Genomic DNA, 21,013 nt, shown 5'->3' with positions numbered 1-21,013 from the left:
GTCTGCCTGCTACCTGTAGAGTCGAGCCATGCTCGACTGCTGTTGCATGAGCCGAGCATGGCTCGGCTCTACAGGTGTTGCCCGATGGGTCAGCGCAGCTTGGCGAGCACGGCGTCGGTGGCAGCGGCGGTACTCACCGCCTGGCCCTTGGCGGCCAGATCGGCGGTGAACACGCCATCGTCCAGCACGGCGTGCACTGCAGCTTCCACCGCCGCAGCCTCGGCTTCCAGCCCCAGCGAATGGCGCAGCAGCATCGCGGCGCTGAAGATCGTCGCGTACGGATTGGCGATGCCCTTGCCGGCGATGTCCGGGGCCGAACCGTGGATCGGTTCGTAGATGCCGACCGCACCCGGCTCACCCAGCGAGGCCGACGGCAGTAGGCCGAGCGAGCCGGCCAGCATCGAGGCTTCGTCGGTGAGGATGTCGCCGAACATGTTCTCGGTGACGATCACGTCGTACTCGCGCGGCTTGGCCAGCAGGTGCATGGCCATCGAATCGACCAGCTGGTGCTCCAGCGCCACCTCCGGGAACTCCTCGCGGCCGATGCGAGCGGCCACGTCACGCCACAGGCGCGAGGTCTCCAGCACGTTGGCCTTGTCCACCGAGGTGACCTTGCCACGCCGCTGCTGGGCCAGGCGGAAGGCACTGCGCAGCACGCGTTCGATCTCGGCCACCGTGTAGCGGCACAGGTCGCTGGCGCTGTCGGCGTCGCGGGTCTTGTCGCCGAAGTAGATGCCACCGGTCAGTTCGCGTACCACCACGAAGTCCACACCCTGCAGCAGCTCGGCCTTGATCGGCGAGGCGTGCAGCGCGGCTTCATGGGTACGCACCGGGCGCAGGTTGGCATACAGGCCCAGTGCCTTGCGGATTGCCAGCAGGCCCTGTTCCGGACGCACCTTGGCGTTCGGGTCGGACCACTTCGGGCCGCCGACCGCGCCCAGCAGCACCGCGTTGGCGGCCTGGCAGGCTTCCAGGGTCGACGCCGGCAGCGGTTCACCGTGGCGGTCGATGGCAACGCCACCGATGTCGTGCTCGCTGAAGGTGAAGGTGTGGTTGAAGCGCTCGGCGACGGCCTTCAGGACGGCCACTGCCGCGGCGGCCACTTCCGGGCCGATGCCATCACCGGGCAGGACAACAATTTCAGCGTGCATGCTCACTCTCGTAACGTTCGATTTCAGGGACACGGCCCAACAGATACCCCAACTGGTCGACGCCTTCCAGCAGGCAGGTCTGCGAGAAGCCATCCAGCGGGAAGGAATAGACGCGGCCATCGGGCGTGCGCAGTTCGCGCGCAGCCACGTCGATGGTCAGCGCATCGTCCGGGCGCTGCATCAGCGCCTGCACGTCGGCCTCGTCCAGCACGATCGGCAGCAGGCCGTTCTTCAGCGCGTTGCCGCGGAAGATATCGGCGATCTCGCTGCTGACGATGGCACGCAGGCCCAGGTCGGTCAGCGCCCACGGCGCATGTTCGCGCGAAGAACCGCAGCCGAAGTTGCGGCCCGCCAGCAGGATGCTGCGGCCGGCGTTGTGCGGCTGGTTGAAGGCGAAGTCGGCCACCGGCGAACCATCAGCCTGCCAGCGCCAGTCATTGAACGCGTTGCGGCCCAGGCCGGCACGCTCGGTGGTGGACAGGAACCGTGCCGGGATGATCTGGTCGGTGTCGATGTTGGTCTGGCGCAGCACCACGCTGGCCGAGGTCAGGGTACGGAAACCGGCCATCACGCCACCTCCTGTGCGAACAGTTCGCGGGTATCGGCCACGTGCCCGTTGACCGCGGCCCACGCCGCGCTCATCGGCGAAGCCAGCAGGGTGCGCGAACCGGGGCCTTGGCGGCCCTCGAAATTGCGGTTGCTGGTGCTCACGGCCAGCTGGCCGGGCGCGACCAGATCGCCGTTCATGGCGATGCACATCGAACAGCCCGGCTCGCGCCACTCGGCCCCGGCAGCGCGCACGATCTCGTGGATGCCCTCGGCCTCGGCCTCGCGCTTGACGATCTCCGAACCTGGCACCACCAGCATGCGCACCCGCTCAGCGACACGGCGGCCGCGCAGCACCTGCGCGACCTCGCGCATGTCACTCAGGCGGCCGTTGGTGCACGAACCGACGAACACCACGTCCACCGGCGTGCCGGCCAGTGCCTTGCCGGCCTGGAAGTGCATGTAGTCCAGGCCTTTCTGTGCGGCGGCATCGTTGGCGGCGGGAATCGGCGCATCCACCGCGATGGCGGTGCCCGGATGCGTGCCCCAGGTCAGGGTCGGGCGGATGTCGGTGGCGTCGATGCGTACTTCGCTGTCGAAGCGCGCGCCGTCATCACTGCGCAGCTGCTGCCAGCGCGCCACCGCAGCCTCGAAATCGGCGCCCTTTGGGCCGCGCGGGGTGTTGGCGACGAAGTCGAAGGTGACCTGGTCGGGCGCGACCATGCCGGCGCGTGCACCGGCCTCGATCGACATGTTGCACAGGGTCATGCGCTGTTCCATGTCCATCGCTTCGATGGTGCTGCCACGGAACTCGATGACGTGGCCGGTGCCGCCGTTGACGCCGATCACGCCGATGATGTGCAGCACCACGTCCTTGGCGCCGACGCCGGGCGCCAGCGGGCCATCGACGGTGATCGCAAAGGTCTTCGCCTTGCGCTGAAGCAGGCACTGCGTGGCCAGCACATGGCCGACTTCGCTGGTGCCGATGCCGAACGCCAGCGAACCGAAGGCCCCGTGGGTGGATGTGTGGCTGTCGCCGCAGACGATGGTCATGCCCGGCTGGGTGAAGCCCTGTTCCGGCGCGATCACGTGGACGATGCCGCGATTGTCCGAGGCCATGTCGAACAGCTCGATGCCGTGCTCGGCGCAGTTGCGTGCCAGCGTGGCGACCTGTGCCTCGGAGGCGGCGCTGGCATAGGGTAGCGTGCCGTCCGCGGCGGCCGGCAGGGTCGGCGTGGAGTGGTCCATCGTCGCCTTGGTGCGGTCCGGGCGGCGCGGCGACAGGCCGCGCTCGCGCAGCTCGGTGAACGCCTGCGGCGAGGTCACCTCGTGGATCAGGTGCAGGTCGATGTACAGCACGGCGGGCGCGCTGTCGGATTCGGGAACCACCACGTGGGCGTCCCACAGTTTGTCGTACAGGGTGCGGGGAGCGGAAGTCATGCGTATGCCTGGCAGAAGTACGAAATAGCGAACATCAGTAAAGAAGGCGGAACGGTCAAGTCAGCGACGGCGGGCGAGCACGCGCAGCCGCACATAGTCCGCCAGCGGCTGGCCGGCGGCGTTGCGCGGCAGCTCGGCCAGCAGCGCGCTCGCGGCCTCGCGCACCGTAGCGCGTGCCTCGGCTGGCAGGTCGTCCAGCAGCGGCGCGGCGAACACGCGCAGCCAGCCGGCCACGCCGGTCGGCAATGCCGTTGGGCGCGGCGTGCACTCGATCAGTTGCACCTGGAAGCCATGCTGGCGCAGGCGGTCGGCGTAGGTATCGGCCGTCGGGAAATACCACTGGAAGGTGCTGGCGCCATGGCCGTGGGCCACGCGCGCGGCCTGTACCGCCGCGATGATCGTGGCCACGTTGCCATGGCCACCGAATTCGGCGACAAAGCGGCCGCCGGGGCGCAGGGCGCGGCGCACGCCTTCCAGCACGCGGTCGGGAGTGCCCATCCAATGCAGTGCCGCGTTGCTGAACACTGCATCGAACTCGCTGTCGAACGACAGTGCGTGGCCGTCCATCACCTGGGCATCGACACCGCGCGCGCGGGCGGCGATCACCAGTTCCGGCGAGGCATCCACGCCGTGGATGCGCGCACCGCTCAGCGCCAGTTCGGTGCTGAGCACACCATCGCCACAGCCCAGGTCGAGGATGCGTTCACCCGCGCGCGGGTCGAGCAGGCGCGAGACCGCGCCGCCGAGCAGAGGCACGAAGCCGGCATCGATCGCATAGTCCTGGGCATTCCACTGCTGGCCAGCGGCGCTGGCCGGGGTGGGGGTGTCGAAGGCGCTCATGGCGGGTTCCTCAGGCGGTGGCGGGGGTGGGAACGTCGGTGCTGCTGTGGGCGGCGGCCTGGCGCTGGCGCAGCAGACGATTGGCAACATCCAGCCAGGCCAGCGCGGAGGCTTCGATGATGTCCTTGCTGGTGCCGGTGCCGTCGTACTCCACGCCCTCGTGGCGCACGCTCAGGTTGGCTTCGCCACGCGCATCCGCGCCGATGCCGACGCTGTGCACGTGGTAGCTGTCCAGCATCAGCTGCACGCCGGTGGCGGCCGACAGCGCGCCGAACAGCGCATCGACCGGGCCGTCGCCCTGTGCGGTTTCGGCCACGCGGTTGCCGTCCGGGTCGGACAGTTCGACCAGCGCGTTGGCGCGGCTGCCCACATCGCTGATGGTCATCGAGGCCAAGCGGTAGCCCTGTGCATTGGAGCCGCCCTGCATCAGCGTCTGCAGGTCGGCATCGGTGACCACGCGCTGCTGCTCGCACAGGCCCTTGAACTGCTCGAATACCAGCTTCAGTTCGTCTTCGTCCAGCCAGAAACCCAGCGCGCGCAGGCGCGCTTCGACGGCGGCGCGACCGCTGTGGCGGCCCAGCACCATCTGCGAATCCTCCCAGCCCACGTCTTCCGGACGCATGATTTCGTAGGTGCCGCGATGGCGCAGCATGCCGTGCTGGTGGATGCCCGATTCGTGGGCAAAGGCATTGGCACCGACGATGGCCTTGTTGCGCTGTACCGGCATGCCGACCAGGCGCTGCAGCAGCTGCGAGGTGCCGACGATGCGCGGGGTGTTGATCGAACTGTCCTGCTCGTAGAAGGCCTGGCGCACCTTCAGCACCATCGCGATCTCTTCCAGCGAGCAGTTGCCGGCGCGCTCGCCGATGCCGTTGATGGTGCACTCGACCTGGCGCGCGCCACCTTCGATGGCGGCCAGCGAGTTGGCCACGGCCAGGCCCAGGTCGTTGTGGCAGTGCGCGCTGAAGATCACATTGGCGGCGTTCGGAACGTCGGCGACGCCGGCGATGACCTGCTGGAACATCGCGCGGATTTCTTCCGGCGTGGTGAAGCCGACGGTGTCGGGCAGGTTGATGGTGGTGGCGCCGGCGGCAATGGCCACGCGCGAGACTTCGATCAGGTAGTCCAGCTCGGTGCGGGTGGCATCCTCGGCCGAGAATTCGACATCGTCGATGTACGAGCGTGCCAGCGATACATGCTTGCGTACCGATTCCAGCACCTGCTCGCGGGTCATCCGCAGCTTGTGCTCGCGGTGCAGCGGGCTGGTCGACAGGAACACGTGCAGGCGCGGGTTGGCCGCGGCTTCCAGTGCACGCGCCGAGGTCTCGATATCGGCCTGCAGGCAGCGCGACAGCACCGCCAGGCTCAGGCTCGGTCGGCGCAGTTCGCGGCCGATCAGTGCCATCGCCTCGCGGTCGGACTGCGAGCTGGCCGGGAAGCCGGTTTCGATGATGTCCACACCCAGTTCGTCCAGCGCACGCGCCATCACCAGCTTCTGCGGCGGGCTCATGCTGCAGCCGGGGGACTGCTCGCCGTCACGCAGGGTGGTGTCGAAGATGCGGATGCGCGGGGTGGTAATTCGTTCGATGGTGGTCACAGGGAAATCTCCTCGACAGCGGGCGTTGCGGCTTGCAGGTGGGAAGGGGAAGAGGTGGGGGAGGACGGCGCGCTGGCCCTGGCGGGCGAGCGGGGTGTTTCGCTGCGCCGTCGCCGCGGTTTGCGCGGCGGGCGCGGCCGGATGTCGGTAAGCAGGCCGGCCAGCACGCCGGCATCGATGTTGCCGCCGGAGACCACTGCGCACTTGCGGCGGCCCGCGACGCGGCGGCCGGCAGCCAGCGCCAGCGCGCCGGCGCCCTCGGCGATGATGTGTTCTTCCAGCGCCAGCCGCACCAGGGTTTCGCGCAGCTCGGCTTCGCGCACGATCACCACGTCGTCCAGCAGCGAGGTGCACAGGCGGCGGGTCAGGAAGCCGGGGATCTTCACTCGCACGCCATCGGCCAGCGAGGCGACGGGGGCGATCTCGCGGGCATCGCCACGGATCGCGCGCGCCATCGAATCAACGCCTTCTACCTGTGCACCAACCACGCGCACGCCCTGTGATTTCAGCGCCAGGGCTACGCCGGAGGCCAGTCCACCGCCGCCGATCGGCACGATCACCACGTCAGGGGCATGCGCGGCCAGTTCGATGCCGACCGTGCCCTGGCCGGCGATCACGTCGGCATCATCGAACGCGGACAGGAAGCGGTAGCCGTGGCGCCGCGCCAGTTCGACCGCGAAGGCGTAGGCCTCGTCGTAGCTGTTGCCGTGCTGGCGCACGGTGGCGCCCCAGTGGGCGACGCCGGCAATCTTGGTGGCGGGTGCACCATGGGGCATCACAGTGATGGCCGGCACATCCAGGCGATAGGCCGCCCACGCAACGCCCTGGGCGTGGTTGCCGGCCGAGGCGCAGATCACCGGCCGGGTATCGCCGCGCTCGCGGCCGGCCAGCAGCGCGTTCAACGCGCCGCGCACCTTGTAGGAACCGGTGCGCTGCAGGTTCTCCAGCTTCAGCCAGGTACCGAAGCGCTCGGCATGGTGCAGCGGAGTGGGCGGCAGGAAGCGGCGCAGTCGGGCCTGCGCCGCCAGTACGTCGGCAACGCTTACGTCGCCGGCATCGCTTTCCTGGCTGGTGTCAGCGGCCGGCATGGGCCACCAGCGCGGTGCGGGCGACCGCCGCATGCGGGCACGGGCGGCGAAGAAGACGCCTCCGTACCGGCACCGTGGTCGCTACGGTACGGGTGTTCATGGCGATACTCCTTCCACGGCGGTGACCTGTACGGACACGCAGTCGTAGATCTTCTCGATCTGCCGGCACAGCGTTTCCGCCGGGCGCTGGCCATCCACGACCAGCTGCAGGTGCCAGCGGCCATCGTCGGCAGCTACCGGCGCGCCGCTGATCGCACGCGGCGCGAAGCCGCGACGTTCGGCCATGCCGATCACGCGCAGCAGCGCGCCTTCGGCCGGGTGCAGCACCAGGTCAAGCCGGTATTGCATTGGGGGTCTCCTGGCGGGCATGGGCGGGATTGCTTTCCAGCATCGTGCTGTTGGCGGTGTTCGGCGGCACCAGCGGCCACACGTTGGCGCGTGCATCGATGGCCACATGCAGCAGGGCCGGGCCCGGCTCGGCCAGCAGCGCGGCCAGGCCGCCTTCCACGTCGTCGCGGTTGTCGATGCGGGTGGCGGCGATGCCGAACACCTGCGCCAATGCCACGAAGTCCGGGTTGTCGGACAGATCGATCTCGCTGTAACGCTCGGCGAAAAACAGTTCCTGCCACTGCCGCACCATGCCCAGCGAACTGTTGTCCAGCAGCACGATCTTCACCGGCAGGCGGCAGCGGGCGATGGTCGCCAGCTCCTGCACGTTCATCATGAAGCTGCCATCGCCGGACACCAGCACCACGGTGCGGTCGGGGCAGGCAAACTGCGCACCCATCGCCGCCGGCAGGCCGAAGCCCATGGTGCCCAGCGCGCCGCTGGTCAGGTGGTTGCGCGGGTGGTTGAAGCGGCAGTGCTGGGCCACCCACATCTGGTGCTGGCCGACATCGCAGGCGATCACCGCATCGGCCGGGGCCAGCTCGCTCAGGCGCTTCAGCAACGCCGGTGCGTAGATGTGCTGGCCCGGTGCGTCGTAGCGTGCGGCGAAGCGATCGCGATGCTGCGCACAGCGCTTGCGCCACGCCTCCTGGTGGGCCTTGGGGGAGGGGAAGGCCGCACGCAGGGCGCGGATGGCGTGACCGACGTTGCCAGGCACGGCGACATCGGCGCTGCGCAGCTTGGAGATCTCGTAGGCGTCCGCATCGATGTGGACCACACGGGCGAACGGGGCGAACTCGGCCAGCTTGCCGGTGGCACGGTCGTCGAAACGCGCCCCCAGCACCAGCAGCAGGTCGCTTTCCTGCACCGCCATGTTGGCCGCGCGAGTGCCGTGCATGCCCAGCATGCCCAGCGACTGCGGATGGCTGGCCGGCAGGGCACCCAGGCCGCGCAGGGTCATCACGGTGGGGATGGCACTGGCCTCGACGAAGTCGCGCAGGTCCTGCACGGCATCGCCCAGCGCGATGCCGCCACCGGCGTAGACCACCGGCTTCTCGGCTGCGGCCAGCGCGGCGATGGCCTCGGCGATGGCGGCCTCGGCCGGCGCCGGCGGCGGTTCGACGCTGCTGGGCACATGCGCCGGCAGATGGCTGGCATCGGCCAACTGCACATCCTTGGGCAGGTCGATCAGCACCGGGCCGGGGCGACCCTCACGGGCAATGCGGAACGCATCGGCCACCACGCGCGGCAGGTCATCGACGCTGCGCACCAGCCAGCTGTGCTTGACGATCGGCATCGTCAGGCCGAACACATCCAGTTCCTGGAAGGCGTCGGTGCCCAGCAGCGGCGTGCCGACCTGGCCGGTGATGCAGACCATCGGTACCGAATCGAGCATCGCATCGGCAATGCCGGTGACCAGGTTCGAGGCGCCCGGGCCGGATGTGGCCACGCAGACGCCGACCTGGTTGCTGGCGCGGGCGAAGCCGTTGGCGGCCAGCGCCGCGCCCTGCTCATGGCGTACCAGGATGTGCTTCAGCGACGAATCCACCAGCGCGTCGTAGAACGGCATGATGGTGCCACCTGGATAGCCGAACAGCGTGCCGACGCCTTCGGCCTCCAGCGCCTGGGTCAGCCAGCGCGCGCCGTTGGGCGGCGCGCTGCGATGTGTCGAAGAGTTCATGGGGGAACCTTGCAAAGCGGGTGGGGGAGGGCCGCGCGTTTACGCGGCCTGTCCTTGCAACCAGACCATCTTGGCGCGCAGTTCCTTGCCCACCTTCTCGATCGGGTGCTCCAGGTCGGCCTGCTTGAACCTGTTGTAGTTCGGCAGGCCCGCTTCGTACTCGGCCACCCAGTTCTTGGTGAAGGTGCCGTCCTGGATGTCCTTCAGTACTTCCTTCATGCGTTCCTTGGTGCCGGCATCGATCACACGCGGGCCGCTGACGTAGTCGCCGTACTGCGCGGTCTCGGAGATGAACTCCAGCATGCGCGAGATGCCACCTTCGTAGAACAGGTCCACGATCAGCTTCAGTTCGTGCAGCACTTCGTAATAGGCGATTTCCGGCTGGTAACCCGCTTCCACCAGGGTCTCGAAGCCCGCCTGCACCAGCGCCGAAGCGCCACCGCACAGCACCGCCTGCTCGCCGAACAGATCAGTTTCGGTCTCTTCCTTGAAGGTGGTCTGGATCAGGTTGGCGCGGGCGCCGCCGAGGCCGGCTGCATAGGCCAGGGCGTACTCAGCCGCCTTGCCGCTCTTGTCCTGGTAAACCGCCCAGATGCACGGCACGCCGCGGCCGATTTCATACTCGCGGCGGACCAGCGCACCAGGGCCCTTGGGCGCGACCAGCACCACGTCCAGGTCCTCGCGCGGCTTGATCATGTCGAAATGAACGTTCAGGCCGTGCGCGAACAACAGCACCGCACCCTGCTTCATGTTCGGTGCCAGCACGTCGTCGTACAGCTTCTTCTGCACCATGTCCGGGGTCAGCACGGCGACCAGGTCGGCGTCCTTCACTGCATCGGCAGGCGCCTTGACGGCGAAGCCATCGGCCTGCGCCTTCACCTCGGTCGGGCCGCCCGGACGCAGGCCTACCACCACGTCGAAGCCGGATTCGCGCAGGTTCAGTGCGTGGGCGCGGCCCTGGCTGCCGTAGCCGATGACGGCGATCTTGGTCTGGGGCAGGTCGTTGGTGCTCATGGGGGAGGTTCCTTGCGGTGGGAAGAAAAAAGAACGGCCGGTCGTCGAGGTGACGTACCGGCCGGTCAGGGAAAAGCGATGGAGGAGGCGCTGCGCATCGCACAGGCACAGCCACCACGAGGCGTGGTGGTGGTCTGGGGCCGGGCTTTGCACTGAGCGTTGGTCATGGTGGTTGCGTCTGAAACCAGGTCCTGAAATGAAAAAACCCGCACCGGGGCGGGTGCGGGTTTTGATGAGTTCCGGTGTGTTTGTTGCTTACACGCTGGCTCGTCCCGCACCTGGTGGCTGGGTAATAAGTACGAGCACAAGAATCGAACGCAGCGAGGCGGCGCCGGTGTCGGCGGCTTCAATGTGGGTTCGCAGGGGCGTGTTGTGATGCAACATGTGATCGAGAGAAACACAGCCGTTTTGGCGGTGTCAACCCTCGCGACGGTTTTTTTATCGGTTTCCAGTGAATCCAGCGCAATCGCTTGCGGCACAAGGATGGTTGCTGCTGAAAGTGTTTCGGTGAACCCGAATTCACTCCTTTCTGGGTGGTTTTTGCGCGGAATCCGTTGAATTCTTCCACCCCAGGATCAACGTCCATGACGTCTGTCCGATACCGCGTGAAGGCCGCAGCGGCGAAGATCGGGGAACCACCCGTCCATCGGAACTCGACCGTGTCCCGACGCCTTGCCCGTTCCCTGCTCGCCGCCGTGCTGGCTGCCGTGCCCGCGCTGTCCTTTGCCGCCGACCGCATTACCGGCCACACCTTCGCCTCCCGTTCGGAGGTGATCGCCCCCCATGCGATGGCCGCCACCTCGCAGCCGCTGGCCACCCAGATCGCGCTGGACGTGATGAAGGGCGGTGGCTCGGCGGTGGATGCCGCCATCGCGGCCAACGCAGCGCTGGGCCTGATGGAGCCCACCGGCAACGGCATCGGCGGCGACCTGTTCGCCATCGTCTGGGACCCGAAGACGCAGAAGCTCTATGGCTACAACGGCTCGGGGCGCTCGCCGAAATCGCTCACCCTGGCCGAGTTCCAGCGCCGTGGCCTGAAGGACATTCCGGCCACCGGCCCGCTGCCGGTGTCGGTGCCCGGCGCGGTCGATGGTTGGTTCGCGCTGCACGAACGCTTCGGCCGCAAGCCAATGGCCGACAACCTGGCGCCGGCCATCCGCTACGCCCGCGAGGGCCACCCGGTGGCCGAAGTGATCGCCTACTACTGGGACCGCTCGGTACCCAAGCTGTCGCAGTACCCGGGCTTCAAGGAGCAGTTCACGATCAACGGCCACGCCCCGCGCAAGGGCGAGATGTGGAAGAACCCGAATCTGGCCAGCACGCTGCAGAAGATCGCCGATGGCGGACGCGACGCCTTCTACAAGGGTGACATCGCCCGCACCATCGGCGACTATTTCAAGGCCAACGGTGGCTACCTGAGCTATCAGGACATGGCCGAGCACCACGGTGAATGGGTCGAGCCGGTCAGCAGCAACTACCGTGGCTACGACGTCTGGGAGCTGCCACCCAACAGCCAGGGCATTGCCGCGCTTCAGATCCTCAACGTGCTGGAAGGCTACGATTTCTCGAAGATCCCGTTCGGCTCACCCGAGCACGTGCACCTGTTCGTCGAAGCGAAGAAGCTGGCCTTCGCCGACCGTGCACGCTTCTACGCCGACATGGCATTCCAGCCGGCGCCGGTGCAGAAGCTGATCTCCAAGGAGTACGCCGCGCAGCGCCGCGCGCTGATCTCGATGGACAAGGCGTTGAAGGAAGTGCAGCCGGGCACGCCGAAGCAGCTGGAGGAGGGCGACACGATCTACATGACCGTGGCCGACGCCGACGGCATGATGGTCTCGCTGATCCAGTCCAACTACCGCGGCATGGGCAGCGGCATGGCGCCGCCGGGGCTGGGCTTCATCCTGCAGGATCGTGGCGAGATGTTCGTGCTGCAGGAGAACCATCCCAACGGCTACGCGCCGGGCAAGCGCCCCTTCCAGACCATCATTCCGGCGTTCATCACCAAGGGCGGCAAGCCGTATGCCAGCTTCGGCGTGATGGGCGGCGCGATGCAGCCGCAGGGCCACGCGCAGATCGTGATGAACCTGGTGGACTTCGGCATGAACCTGCAGGAAGCCGGTGATGCGCCGCGCATCCAGCACGAAGGCTCGACTGAACCGACGGGTCAGGCCACGGCGATGACCGACGGTGGTGAAGTGAATCTGGAAACCGGCTTCCCGTACGAGACGGTGCGCGCGCTGATGCGCAAGGGGCATCGCATCGTGTTCGCCGATGGCCCGTATGGCGGGTACCAAGCGATCATGCGTGATCCCGAGACCGGGGTTTACTACGGTGCTTCGGAGAGCCGCAAGGATGGGCAGGCGGCGGGGTATTGAGGTTTTCCGGCCACCGGGCTGAGCCCCCTCTGCGGTGGTGAGGGTTTCAGTGATGCTTGGTTTGGCCGGGCGGGTGGATTGTCTGGGGGCCGCTGCAAGTACGTCCATGTAAGCTCGGTCGCCGCTTGCTCGTGTGCACTGTCCTGCGCACACGGCAAGACCGGGGTTGGGCATCCGGCCCAACCCGCCCGAGGCATGCCTCGGGCCCATGCGGCTCACGCCCCCAGCCAACCCACCCGCCCGGCCACGGACAGTTTCCTGCGGCCGCCACCGCAGGAAGAGAAAGAAGAAGATCAAGAGCAAAGGCAACAGCAACAGCAACAGCCGCGCGCTGTGGGTTGGGGTCGGACCCGTTTTCCGAAGGAAAACGGATCCGACCCCTTCTTGTTTTCCGATACACCTGATCCACGCATGGCGTGGATCTACTGCCGTCACCGGGAAATTGCCGGAGGCGGGGAGGGGGCCGATGGCGGGACCGTCCACGGCATGGATGCCGTGGCCGAGCCTACAGGGACGTACTTGCGGCGTGTCTCGCCATCGGCCCCCTCCCCGCCAAACCAGCAGAAATCCAGAGCCGCTTTTGAAGTTGTTGTTGCCGTTGCTTGAAAAAAGCGGTGCAGCCGCAGGCTGCAAAACCCCCTCAATCCTGATCGTGCGCGCGCGCTGCCTCCGCCTGGGTTTCCTCCTGCGCCGCCATCTCGCGTGCGATCCACGCATCGATCATGTGCCGCTGGCGCTGCGCCTGCCGCCGCTCACGCGTGTACTCCTGGTCGAGCACGCGGTACAGCGACACCATCACCAGCACCATCAGCAGCGCGAATGGCAACGCCGCAATCGTGATCATGCCCTGCAGTGCATCCAGGCCACCGGCCAGCAGCAACGCCGCTGCGATCAACGCCACGGCGATGCCCCAGGCCAGCTTGCGCTTCAACGGAGGATCGCCTGCTTCGTCAGTGGACATGCTGGCCAGAACCAGTACCGCCGAGTCGGCCGAGGTTACAAAGAAGATCATCAGCAGTACCAGTGCGATGCACGACAGCAGCAGCGGCAGCGGCATGCTGTCGAACAGCGTGAACAGCACCGTCTCGTAGCCATTGCCCAGCGCCTGCACCAGGTCGGCATGGCCGAAGATCTGCGCCCACAGCGCGGTGCCGCCGAACACCGCGAACCAGAAGAAGCCCAGCAGCGTCGGCGCGAGCACTACACCGATCACGAATTCGCGCACGCTGCGGCCGCGCGAGATGCGTGCGATGAACGAGCCCACGAACGGTGCCCACGAGATCCACCAGGCCCAGTAGAAGATTGTCCAGTCCGCCACCCAGGTGCTGCCGGAGAACGGTGACATGCGCAGGCTCATCGTCACCAGCTGGTTGAGGTAGGAGCCCAGCGTGGTGGTGAACGTATCGAAGATGAAGCCGGTCGGCCCCAGCACCAGCAGGATGGCTGCCAGCAGGGCAGCCAACGCCAGGTTGAAATTGGACAGCCACTTCACACCCCGCTCCACGCCACTGGCGGTGGACGCCATATACAGCACGAAGGCGACGGCAATGATGGTCATCTGCACTGGGACGGTAGCCTGCACGCCGAACACGCGCTCGATGCCGGCGGCGATCTGGATGGTGCCGAAGCCCAGCGTCGTCGCGACACCGATCGCGGTGGCGACCACTGCAGCGATGTTGACCACCCGACCGATCCAGCCGCGATGGTGGCGGCCGATGATCGGCTGCAGCATGTCGCTGACCAGGCCACGGCCGTTGCGGTTGAACTGGAACCAGGCCATTGCCAGCCCGATCAGCGCGTAGATGGCCCACGGGTGCAGGCCCCAGTGGAAGAATGCATAGCGCATCGAGGCGCGTGCCGCATCCAGGCTCTGCGGAGCAAGCCCTTCCGGTGGTTTGCTGAAATGCGAAATGGGCTCGGCGGCGCCCCAGAACACCAGGCCGATGCCCATGCCGGCAGCGAACAGCATCGACATCCAGCTGGCCCGCGAGAACTCCGGTTCGGCGTCCTCTCCGCCGATGCGCAGGTTGCCGAAGCGGCCGAAGGCCAGGTACATCAGGAATACCAGGGCCAGGAACACGACCAGCAGGTAGAGCCAGCCGATGCCGCGGATGAGTTCGCCGAGGATGCTCTGCACCACGGTATTGAAGGGACCGGGTGCAACACCGGCGAGCAGCACCAGCAGCAGAACCAGTGCAATGGAAACGCGAAACACCATGAAGGGGCTTCTCCGATCAAGGGATTGAGGGGAGCGAGCAGAGCTTGCTGCGAGGGGCCGGCGACATGCAGCACAGACCGGGCAGGGGCCGCGAAGGCGGCGAGGAAACACCGGCCGCAGCGGCAGGATGCGCGTGCACGTTACTGAATGCGATGTCACGGTTCTGTTAATACAGAAACAGCGGATCCACGCCGTGCGTGGATGGAACAGCCATGGGCCGCAGCACGTTCTATGCTCTAATGCACACCAAGAAGCGGGGGTACCGGGCCATGTGGCCACGGTTGAGACAGTCCCTTGGAACCTGATCCGGCTCATACCGGCGTAGGGAAGCTTTGCAATGCAGCCGTGCCCGGACTCCGCCCAAGGACCGTCCGCGCGGGGTCGCAGTGCGCCGCCGCTTCGTCCCTGACCTTCCTGGACGATGCCCGATGAACGCACAGCTCTCCGCCCTGCAGCAACAGGCCCAGCAACTCTCCGAATCCGTGACCCGGCCCATTCCCGGATCGCGCAAGATACACGTGGCCGGCTCGCGCCCGGATCTGCTGGTGCCGATGCGCGAGATCGCGCTGACCCGCACGCCGACCCTGTTCGGCGGCGAAGAGAATGCGCCGGTCACGGTCTACGACACGTCCGGTCCGTACACCGATCCGGAGGTGCGCATCGATCTGTCGGCCGGTTTGCCGGAACTGCGCCGCAGCTGGGTGGAGGAGCGCGGCGATACCGAACAGCTCGACGGCCTGAGTTCGTCGTTCGGCCGCGACCGCGAGCTTGATCCGAAACTCGACGCCGTGCGTTTCCCTGCGCGCAGCCTGCCGCGCCGTGCACGTGCAGGCGCGAATGTCACCCAGATGCACTACGCGCGCCGCGGCATCATCACGCCGGAAATGGAATTCGTCGCCATCCGCGAGAACCAGCGGCTGGAAGCGATCCGCGATGCCGGCCTGCTGCAGCAGCACCCGGGCGAGTCGTTCGGTGCTTCAATCCAGAAGGTGATCACACCCGAATTCGTGCGCGACGAGATCGCACGCGGCCGCGCGGTGCTGCCCAACAACATCAACCATCCGGAAAGCGAGCCGATGATCATCGGCCGCAACTTCCTGACCAAGATCAACGCCAACATCGGCAACAGTGCCGTGTCCTCCGGCATTGCCGAGGAAGTGGAAAAGCTGGTGTGGGCGATCCGCTGGGGCGGTGACACGGTGATGGACCTGTCCACCGGCAAGCACATCCACGAAACCCGCGAGTGGATCATCCGCAATTCGCCGGTGGCGATCGGTACCGTGCCGATCTACCAGGCGCTGGAGAAGGTTGACGGCCGTGCCGAGGCGCTTACCTGGGAGATCTTCCGCGACACGCTGATCGAGCAGGCCGAGCAGGGCGTGGACTACTTCACCATCCACGCTGGCGTGCTGCTGCGCTACGTGCCACTCACCGCCAAGCGCGTGACCGGCATTGTCAGCCGTGGTGGCTCGATCATGGCCAAGTGGTGCCTGGCGCACCACAAGGAGAATTTCCTCTACACGCATTTCGAAGACATCTGCGAGATCATGAAGGCCTATGACGTGACCTTCTCGCTGGGTGACGGCCTGCGCCCGGGCTGCATCGCCGATGCCAACGACGCCGCGCAGTTCGGTGAGCTGGAAACGCTGGGTGAGCTGACGAAGATCGCCTGGAAGCATGATGTGCAGACCATGATCGAAGGCCCCGGCCATGTGCCGATGCAGCTGATCAAGGAGAACATGGACAAGCAGCTGCGCGAGTGCGGCGAGGCGCCGTTCTATACGCTGGGCCCGCTGACCACCGACATCGCGCCGGGCTACGACCACATCACCAGCGCGATCGGTGCGGCGATGATCGGCTGGTTCGGCACGGCGATGCTCTGCTACGTGACGCCGAAGGAGCACCTTGGCCTGCCCAACCGCCAGGATGTGCGCGACGGCATCATGGCCTATCGCATTGCCGCGCACGCAGCCGACCTGGCCAAGGGGCATCCGGGCGCGCAGGTGCGCGACAACGCGCTGAGCAAGGCGCGTTTCGAGTTCCGCTGGGAAGACCAGTTCCACCTCGGCCTGGATCCGGAGAAGGCCAAGGAGTTCCATGACGAGACGCTGCCGAAGGATGCGCACAAGCTGGCCCACTTCTGCTCGATGTGCGGCCCGCACTTCTGTTCGATGAAGATCACCCAGGATGTGCGTGACTACGCCGAAGCCGGCATGAAGGAGAAGTCGGCGGAGTTCCGCGCGGCCGGTGCCGAGGTCTACCGCCAGGGGTGATGCGGAAGCGGGGGTGCCGGCCAGCGGCCGGCACTACCGCTCATCACGCCGCTCCTGGCTATCCTCCGCCCATCTTCCTGGGGAAAGGACGCCATGCCTGTTGCCATCACCACCCGTTGGCTGGCCATTGCCCGCCGTCATCCTTCGGCCTGGCTGTTGGGCGCCCAGCTGATCGCGGTGCTGCTGTACCCCGCGCTGGATGACACCGCTGCGGGCCGCGCGGCGCTGGGCATGTTCGGCATGGCGGTGCTGGGCCTGGCATTGTGGGTGGTGCAACGCAGCCCGCTGGGCACCTGGCTGGCACTGCTGCTGGCCATTCCCTCGGTGGTGTTCTCGCTGGCCGGTGCACTGCTGGACCGCACTGCGCTGCTGACCACCGCGCAACTGCTGGAGAGCCTGCTGTACTTCTATACGGCCGGTGCGCTCATTGCCTACATGCTCCAGGACCATAAAGTCACCCGCGATGAACTGTTCGCCGCAGGCGCCACATTCACGCTGCTGGCCTGGGCCTTCGCATTTGCTTTTGCCGTGTGCCAACAATGGTATCCGGGCAGTTTCCAGGGCTCCGGCGGCGGTGCACAGCGCACCTGGATGGAACTGCTTTATCTGAGCTTCAGTTTGCTCTCGGGTGTTGGCTTGAGCGACGTAGTACCCCTGCATCCGCAGGCGCGTGCCCTGGTCATGCTGGAGCAGTTTTCAGGCGTGATGTACGTGGCTTTGGTGGTTTCGCGACTGGTCGGATTGACCATGCTGCGGCGCGTGTGAAAATGAACGCCAGATAAAAATTTCGCGCCCCGCAGGGCGCGAATGGTGCAGCAAATTATGTGAATGCGTCGGCGAGAGAGAGCCTGGATGTCGACCACGCGATAGGCGAGGTAACCCGCATAGGCTAGTATTCGCCCGCTTCATTGTTTTTGCGGTATGCGCCGATGCTGTGTGCGGAATCTGGCTTTTTGTTGTCCCCGGTTGGGGGCGGTATTGCTGGTGAAACCTGCCCAGGCCCGTCCCTACTGTATCCCGGAAAATGAACAGCAGCGAAATCCAGCCGCCCGAGGCTGACCGTATCCAGGTTGGCGAATGCGTCGTCACTTTGTCCTCGCGAGAGGTCGAAGTTGAAGGTGCGCGTCGTCCGCGCCGGCTGACGCCGAAAGCGCTGGGTGTGCTGCGCGTTCTGCTGCGGCAGCCCGGCCGCGTGGTCACCCGCGAGGAGCTGTTTGCCGAAGTGTGGCCCGACACGCTGCCCACCAATGACGTGCTGACCCAGGCCGTCACGCAGCTGCGCAAGGCATTCGCCAACGACGACGACAACGGCCAGACCTATATCGAGACCATCGCCAAGAGCGGTTATCGGCTGCTGGTGCCGGTGCAGGTGCTGGAGGCGCCTGAGGCTGCCGTGGACAGCGGCGAGCTGGCCGATCTTCCGTTGCCGCCCGCGGACGCCGGTGGCAGGGCCGCGGTCGGTACGGTGCCGGTGCCGGGGCTTCGCCGGGCGTGGCGACGGGTCCGGCGCCAGGTACTGTTGGCAATCGGCATATTGATGCTTGGCACGGTGATCGTGCTGACGATGCTGCTGTTGCGGCAGCCGCCGGAAGCCAGTTCACCGGTTGATGCGGCCGTGGAGAACGGCGTTCGCGTGATCGGCAGCCCGCAGCGGCCTTACCGGCTGATCACCGCGACCAGTGGTTTTGAGACGTATCCAACACTTTCGCCCGACGGTTCCCAGGTGGCCTACGAAGGGGCCAACGACGACGGGGGGGACGGCGGTGCGATCAAGGTGCAGACCTCGGGCAATGCGCCCGCGCGCCAGTTGCTGACGCCTCCGGCCGGTGCCAACGACCGTTTCCCGAGCTGGTCGCCGGATGGGCGCGAGATCGCGTTTGCACGATTCAGCGCCGGAGGCGGCTGCCAGGTGCTGATCGCCAGTGCCACAGGTGGTGCCGTGCGCCAGGCAACCCGCTGCGACGGCACCGAGCTGCTCAGTTTTGACTGGACCCCGGATGGCCGGGGGCTGGTGTTTGGCAGCATGGTCGGACGCTATGCGCATCGCGGCATCCGCGTGCTGGATCTGGCCAGTGGCCAATGGCGTGAGCTGGATTACCGCGTCGATGCCGATGATTTCGACTATGCGCCGCGCTACTCGCCAGACGGTAAGTGGCTGGTGTTCGTGCGCAATCCGCAGATGGGTGATCTGTGGCGGATGCCCGCCGGCGGCGGTACCCCCGAGCAGCTGACCAATGAAGCGGCCGAGCAGCGAGGCTGGGCCTGGCTGGGGGATGGGCGCACCATCGTGTTCGGCCGTCGCGTGGACAGTGAAGTTCGCCTGTACTACCTCGACGTCGAGCGCCGCACGCTGCGCGACGCTGGCCTGGATGATGCGCAGTGGCCTGCGGTATCCCGGCATGGCAACGTGCTGGCGTTTGTCCACCGGCGGGCGCAGTTCGGCGTGTTCAAGGTTCCGATCGAGGGAGGACGTGCGGAACGACTGTTCGCGTCCAGTGGCCGTGATGGTCAGCCGATGGCCGCGCCCGATGGCCGCCAGCTGGCCTTCACCTCCGATCGCTCCGGCAGTTTCGCCTTGTGGTGGGCTGACATGCAGCGGCCGGACTCGCTGCGGCTGATCGAAGGCCTGCGGCCGGAGGCCCGGCAGGCACCGGACTGGGCCGCCGACAGCCGGCACCTGCTGGTGGTTGGCCGCGATGACCATGGACGTACCGTGGTCTACGAAATCTCGCCGCGTGATGAGCGGCTGCAGCCACTGCCGGTGCCGGCCGAACAACCGCTGCAGGCGCTTTACGGGGCCGGCGATGACCAGCTGCTGGTGGTGGAGCGGGATGCCGACCAGCGCACGCGCTTGAGCCTGTTCGACCGCAGCTCTCACCCCTGGCGCCGGCTGGCCAGCATTGATGGGGTGTCGCAGGCACGTTTTGATCGCGCCAGCGGACGGGTGCTGTTCACGCGCCTCGCCGCTGGTGGGCTGTGGTCGGTCGATCCGGCACTGTCACCGGCCAGTGTGCAGCAGATCACTGAAGACCTGCCGAGTCGGTGGCGCTATCGCACCTGGACCGTCGTGGGGAACGGTGGCATCGGTTACCTCGGCACGTCCACGCAGTGCGGCACGACCCTGGTCCTGATCCAGGCCGGTACCGAAGTGCCGGAACGCTGCCTTGATCCGCAGCGGCTCAGCGCGGGCAATGGACTCAGTGCCAGCGCCAACGGGCGCGATCTCTACGTGGCGCTGGCGGTCAGTGACGGCGCTGACATCGGCATCATGCGGCTGCCCGAGCAAGCCCCGGCGCTGTTCCCTGCCTTCTCCAGAATGTTGATTTTGAAGAAGAATTTCTCTTCGTAATTTTTTCGTGTGGTTCTCGCCACGAATTCGTGGCGATCTCGGCAGTCTTTCCTGACGAGGTCCCACCAGATTGGGCAAAACGGAGGCCTGTACTAGGCAAATCCGTGGTGCCCCCATGCGTCAACTCTCGCTGGCCGATCGCGGCCAAACCATCTCCCTCGACAAGGCCCTGGACGACGTCGCGCCGACCTGCCTGGGCGTTGCCCGGCTGGGCAGTCTGCAGACCGCAGGCAGCAGCTTCACTGTGTGGATGCAGGTGCGCGGCAGTTCCTGGGTGGAAGCCAAGGAAGGACGCTTCCGTTTGCGCCAGGGCGAGTGGATCGCCTTCGAGAAGGAATCGCGGCCGCTGGTGCAGGCCGGTCGCAACGGTTTGTGCCTGGGCCTGAACCTTACCGTCGAAGCGCTGCGCGTGCTGGCCGAGATGGCCGACTGTGGCCTGTATGCCGGGCGTGGTCGCATGAACCGCGGCGATGCACGTGTTGCGCTGCGCCTGTGGCGCGACGCGCTGGCCAGTGGCCAGCCGGCGGAGGCATTGCGCCCGCTGCTGCTGCATCTGGCGGGCCTGCAGCGCGGGCTGGCCGACAACGTGCAGCGTTGCCCGGGTCGCTCGCGCAGCCGCAAGCGCCAGGTGTTTGGCCGCATGCAGCGCGCCCGCCTGTACCTGGAAGGCAACAGCCACCGCGTGGTGCGCATCGGTGAACTGGCTGAACTGACCAACTTCTCCAGCTGGTATCTCTCCAAGACCTTCCAGAGCCTCTACGAGGAAAGTCCGCAGTCGCTTTCGGCACGGTTGCGCCTGGAACGGGCGGCCGATCTGTTGCGCGATACCGACATGATGGTGGGCGAAGTTGCTGCCGCCAGCGGTTTCGACAACTGCTGCAGCTTCGCCAGGGCCTTCCGCGCCCGTTACGGGCAGTCGGCTTCGCGCTTCCGTGAGAACGGCGGGCTGCTGCCGCCACATTCTGCAAACTCTCCGGTTGGGTCGCGCAAATGCAGCGTCGCAACGCAATCGTAACGTGCTGGGGCGTTTTAACACGCTACTAACACGTACCTT

The 21,013-nt window shown here is 66.6% G+C and carries 15 protein-coding genes and 1 riboswitch; of the genes, 5 read left to right on the top strand and 10 right to left on the bottom strand.

The window, feature by feature from the left end; translation table 11 throughout:
* Positions 1–89: 89 nt before the first annotated feature.
* The 9 genes from leuB to ilvC all read right to left on the bottom strand — a co-directional run bounded on the left by leuB (position 90) and on the right by ilvC (position 9,744).
* On the bottom strand, positions 90–1,151 hold the full coding sequence (gene leuB / locus AC5P8J_RS09790) for a 3-isopropylmalate dehydrogenase (RefSeq protein ID WP_021202145.1): 1,062 nt from the start codon (positions 1,149–1,151) through the stop codon (positions 90–92).
* Positions 1,141–1,719 carry a 3-isopropylmalate dehydratase small subunit gene (leuD, locus tag AC5P8J_RS09785; protein WP_021202144.1) on the bottom strand — a complete coding sequence of 193 codons (579 nt, stop codon included), beginning with the start codon at positions 1,717–1,719 and terminating at the stop codon, positions 1,141–1,143. The genes leuB and leuD overlap by 11 nt, the downstream gene beginning before the upstream one ends.
* Positions 1,719–3,137 carry a 3-isopropylmalate dehydratase large subunit gene (leuC, locus tag AC5P8J_RS09780; protein WP_021202143.1) on the bottom strand — a complete coding sequence of 473 codons (1,419 nt, stop codon included), beginning with the start codon at positions 3,135–3,137 and terminating at the stop codon, positions 1,719–1,721. Before leuC ends, leuD begins: the two co-directional genes overlap by 1 nt.
* Positions 3,138–3,197: 60 nt before the next feature.
* Positions 3,198–3,977: a class I SAM-dependent methyltransferase gene (locus AC5P8J_RS09775; RefSeq protein WP_019662044.1), complete on the bottom strand. Its 780-nt coding sequence runs from the start codon at positions 3,975–3,977 to the stop codon at positions 3,198–3,200.
* A 10-nt stretch (positions 3,978–3,987) separates the two neighbouring features.
* Positions 3,988–5,574 (bottom strand): 2-isopropylmalate synthase, encoded by a 1,587-nt coding sequence (locus AC5P8J_RS09770; protein ID WP_021202141.1) that lies wholly within the window; start codon positions 5,572–5,574, stop codon positions 3,988–3,990.
* Positions 5,571–6,662, bottom strand: a complete 1,092-nt coding sequence (locus tag AC5P8J_RS09765; RefSeq protein WP_188250320.1) for a threonine dehydratase — start codon at positions 6,660–6,662, stop codon at positions 5,571–5,573. Before AC5P8J_RS09765 ends, AC5P8J_RS09770 begins: the two co-directional genes overlap by 4 nt.
* A gap of 96 nt (positions 6,663–6,758) precedes the next feature.
* The gene (locus AC5P8J_RS09760) at positions 6,759–7,010 is read right to left on the bottom strand and encodes an ACT domain-containing protein (protein WP_005410947.1); all 252 of its coding nucleotides are present in this window, start codon (positions 7,008–7,010) and stop codon (positions 6,759–6,761) included.
* The gene (ilvG, locus tag AC5P8J_RS09755) at positions 6,994–8,730 is read right to left on the bottom strand and encodes an acetolactate synthase 2 catalytic subunit (protein ID WP_021202139.1); all 1,737 of its coding nucleotides are present in this window, start codon (positions 8,728–8,730) and stop codon (positions 6,994–6,996) included. Before ilvG ends, AC5P8J_RS09760 begins: the two co-directional genes overlap by 17 nt.
* A 39-nt stretch (positions 8,731–8,769) precedes the next feature.
* Positions 8,770–9,744, bottom strand: a complete 975-nt coding sequence (gene ilvC, locus AC5P8J_RS09750; RefSeq protein WP_134731353.1) for a ketol-acid reductoisomerase — start codon at positions 9,742–9,744, stop codon at positions 8,770–8,772.
* A 659-nt stretch (positions 9,745–10,403) separates the two neighbouring features.
* On the opposite strand from ilvC, the gene ggt reads away from it, so the two are divergent.
* Complete coding sequence (gene ggt, locus AC5P8J_RS09745; protein ID WP_227854047.1) at positions 10,404–12,119, top strand: gamma-glutamyltransferase; 1,716 nt, start codon at positions 10,404–10,406, stop codon at positions 12,117–12,119.
* A 640-nt stretch (positions 12,120–12,759) separates the two neighbouring features.
* On the opposite strand, the gene AC5P8J_RS09740 is transcribed toward ggt, so the two are convergent.
* The gene (locus AC5P8J_RS09740) at positions 12,760–14,337 is read right to left on the bottom strand and encodes a BCCT family transporter (protein WP_021203612.1); all 1,578 of its coding nucleotides are present in this window, start codon (positions 14,335–14,337) and stop codon (positions 12,760–12,762) included.
* A 245-nt stretch (positions 14,338–14,582) separates the two neighbouring features.
* Positions 14,583–14,683: riboswitch (TPP riboswitch) on the top strand.
* A gap of 82 nt (positions 14,684–14,765) precedes the next feature.
* On the opposite strand from AC5P8J_RS09740, the gene thiC reads away from it, so the two are divergent.
* The 4 genes from thiC (at position 14,766) to AC5P8J_RS09720 (ending at position 20,974) form a co-directional block, all read left to right on the top strand.
* Entirely contained in the window at positions 14,766–16,610 is a 1,845-nt protein-coding gene (gene thiC, locus AC5P8J_RS09735) for a phosphomethylpyrimidine synthase ThiC (protein ID WP_227854046.1), read from the top strand.
* A 93-nt stretch (positions 16,611–16,703) separates the two neighbouring features.
* Entirely contained in the window at positions 16,704–17,375 is a 672-nt protein-coding gene (locus AC5P8J_RS09730) for an ion channel (RefSeq protein WP_019662036.1), read from the top strand.
* A gap of 259 nt (positions 17,376–17,634) precedes the next feature.
* Entirely contained in the window at positions 17,635–19,959 is a 2,325-nt protein-coding gene (locus tag AC5P8J_RS09725; RefSeq protein ID WP_227854045.1) for a winged helix-turn-helix domain-containing protein, read from the top strand.
* A gap of 115 nt (positions 19,960–20,074) precedes the next feature.
* Entirely contained in the window at positions 20,075–20,974 is a 900-nt protein-coding gene (locus AC5P8J_RS09720; RefSeq protein WP_019662034.1) for a helix-turn-helix transcriptional regulator, read from the top strand.
* The last annotated feature ends 39 nt before the right edge of the window (positions 20,975–21,013 follow it).

Source organism: Stenotrophomonas sp. YJH_SMC_37 (assembly GCF_059370035.1).
Note: the sequence above shows the minus strand (reverse complement) of the source record. Positions and strands in the feature narration are given on the sequence as shown.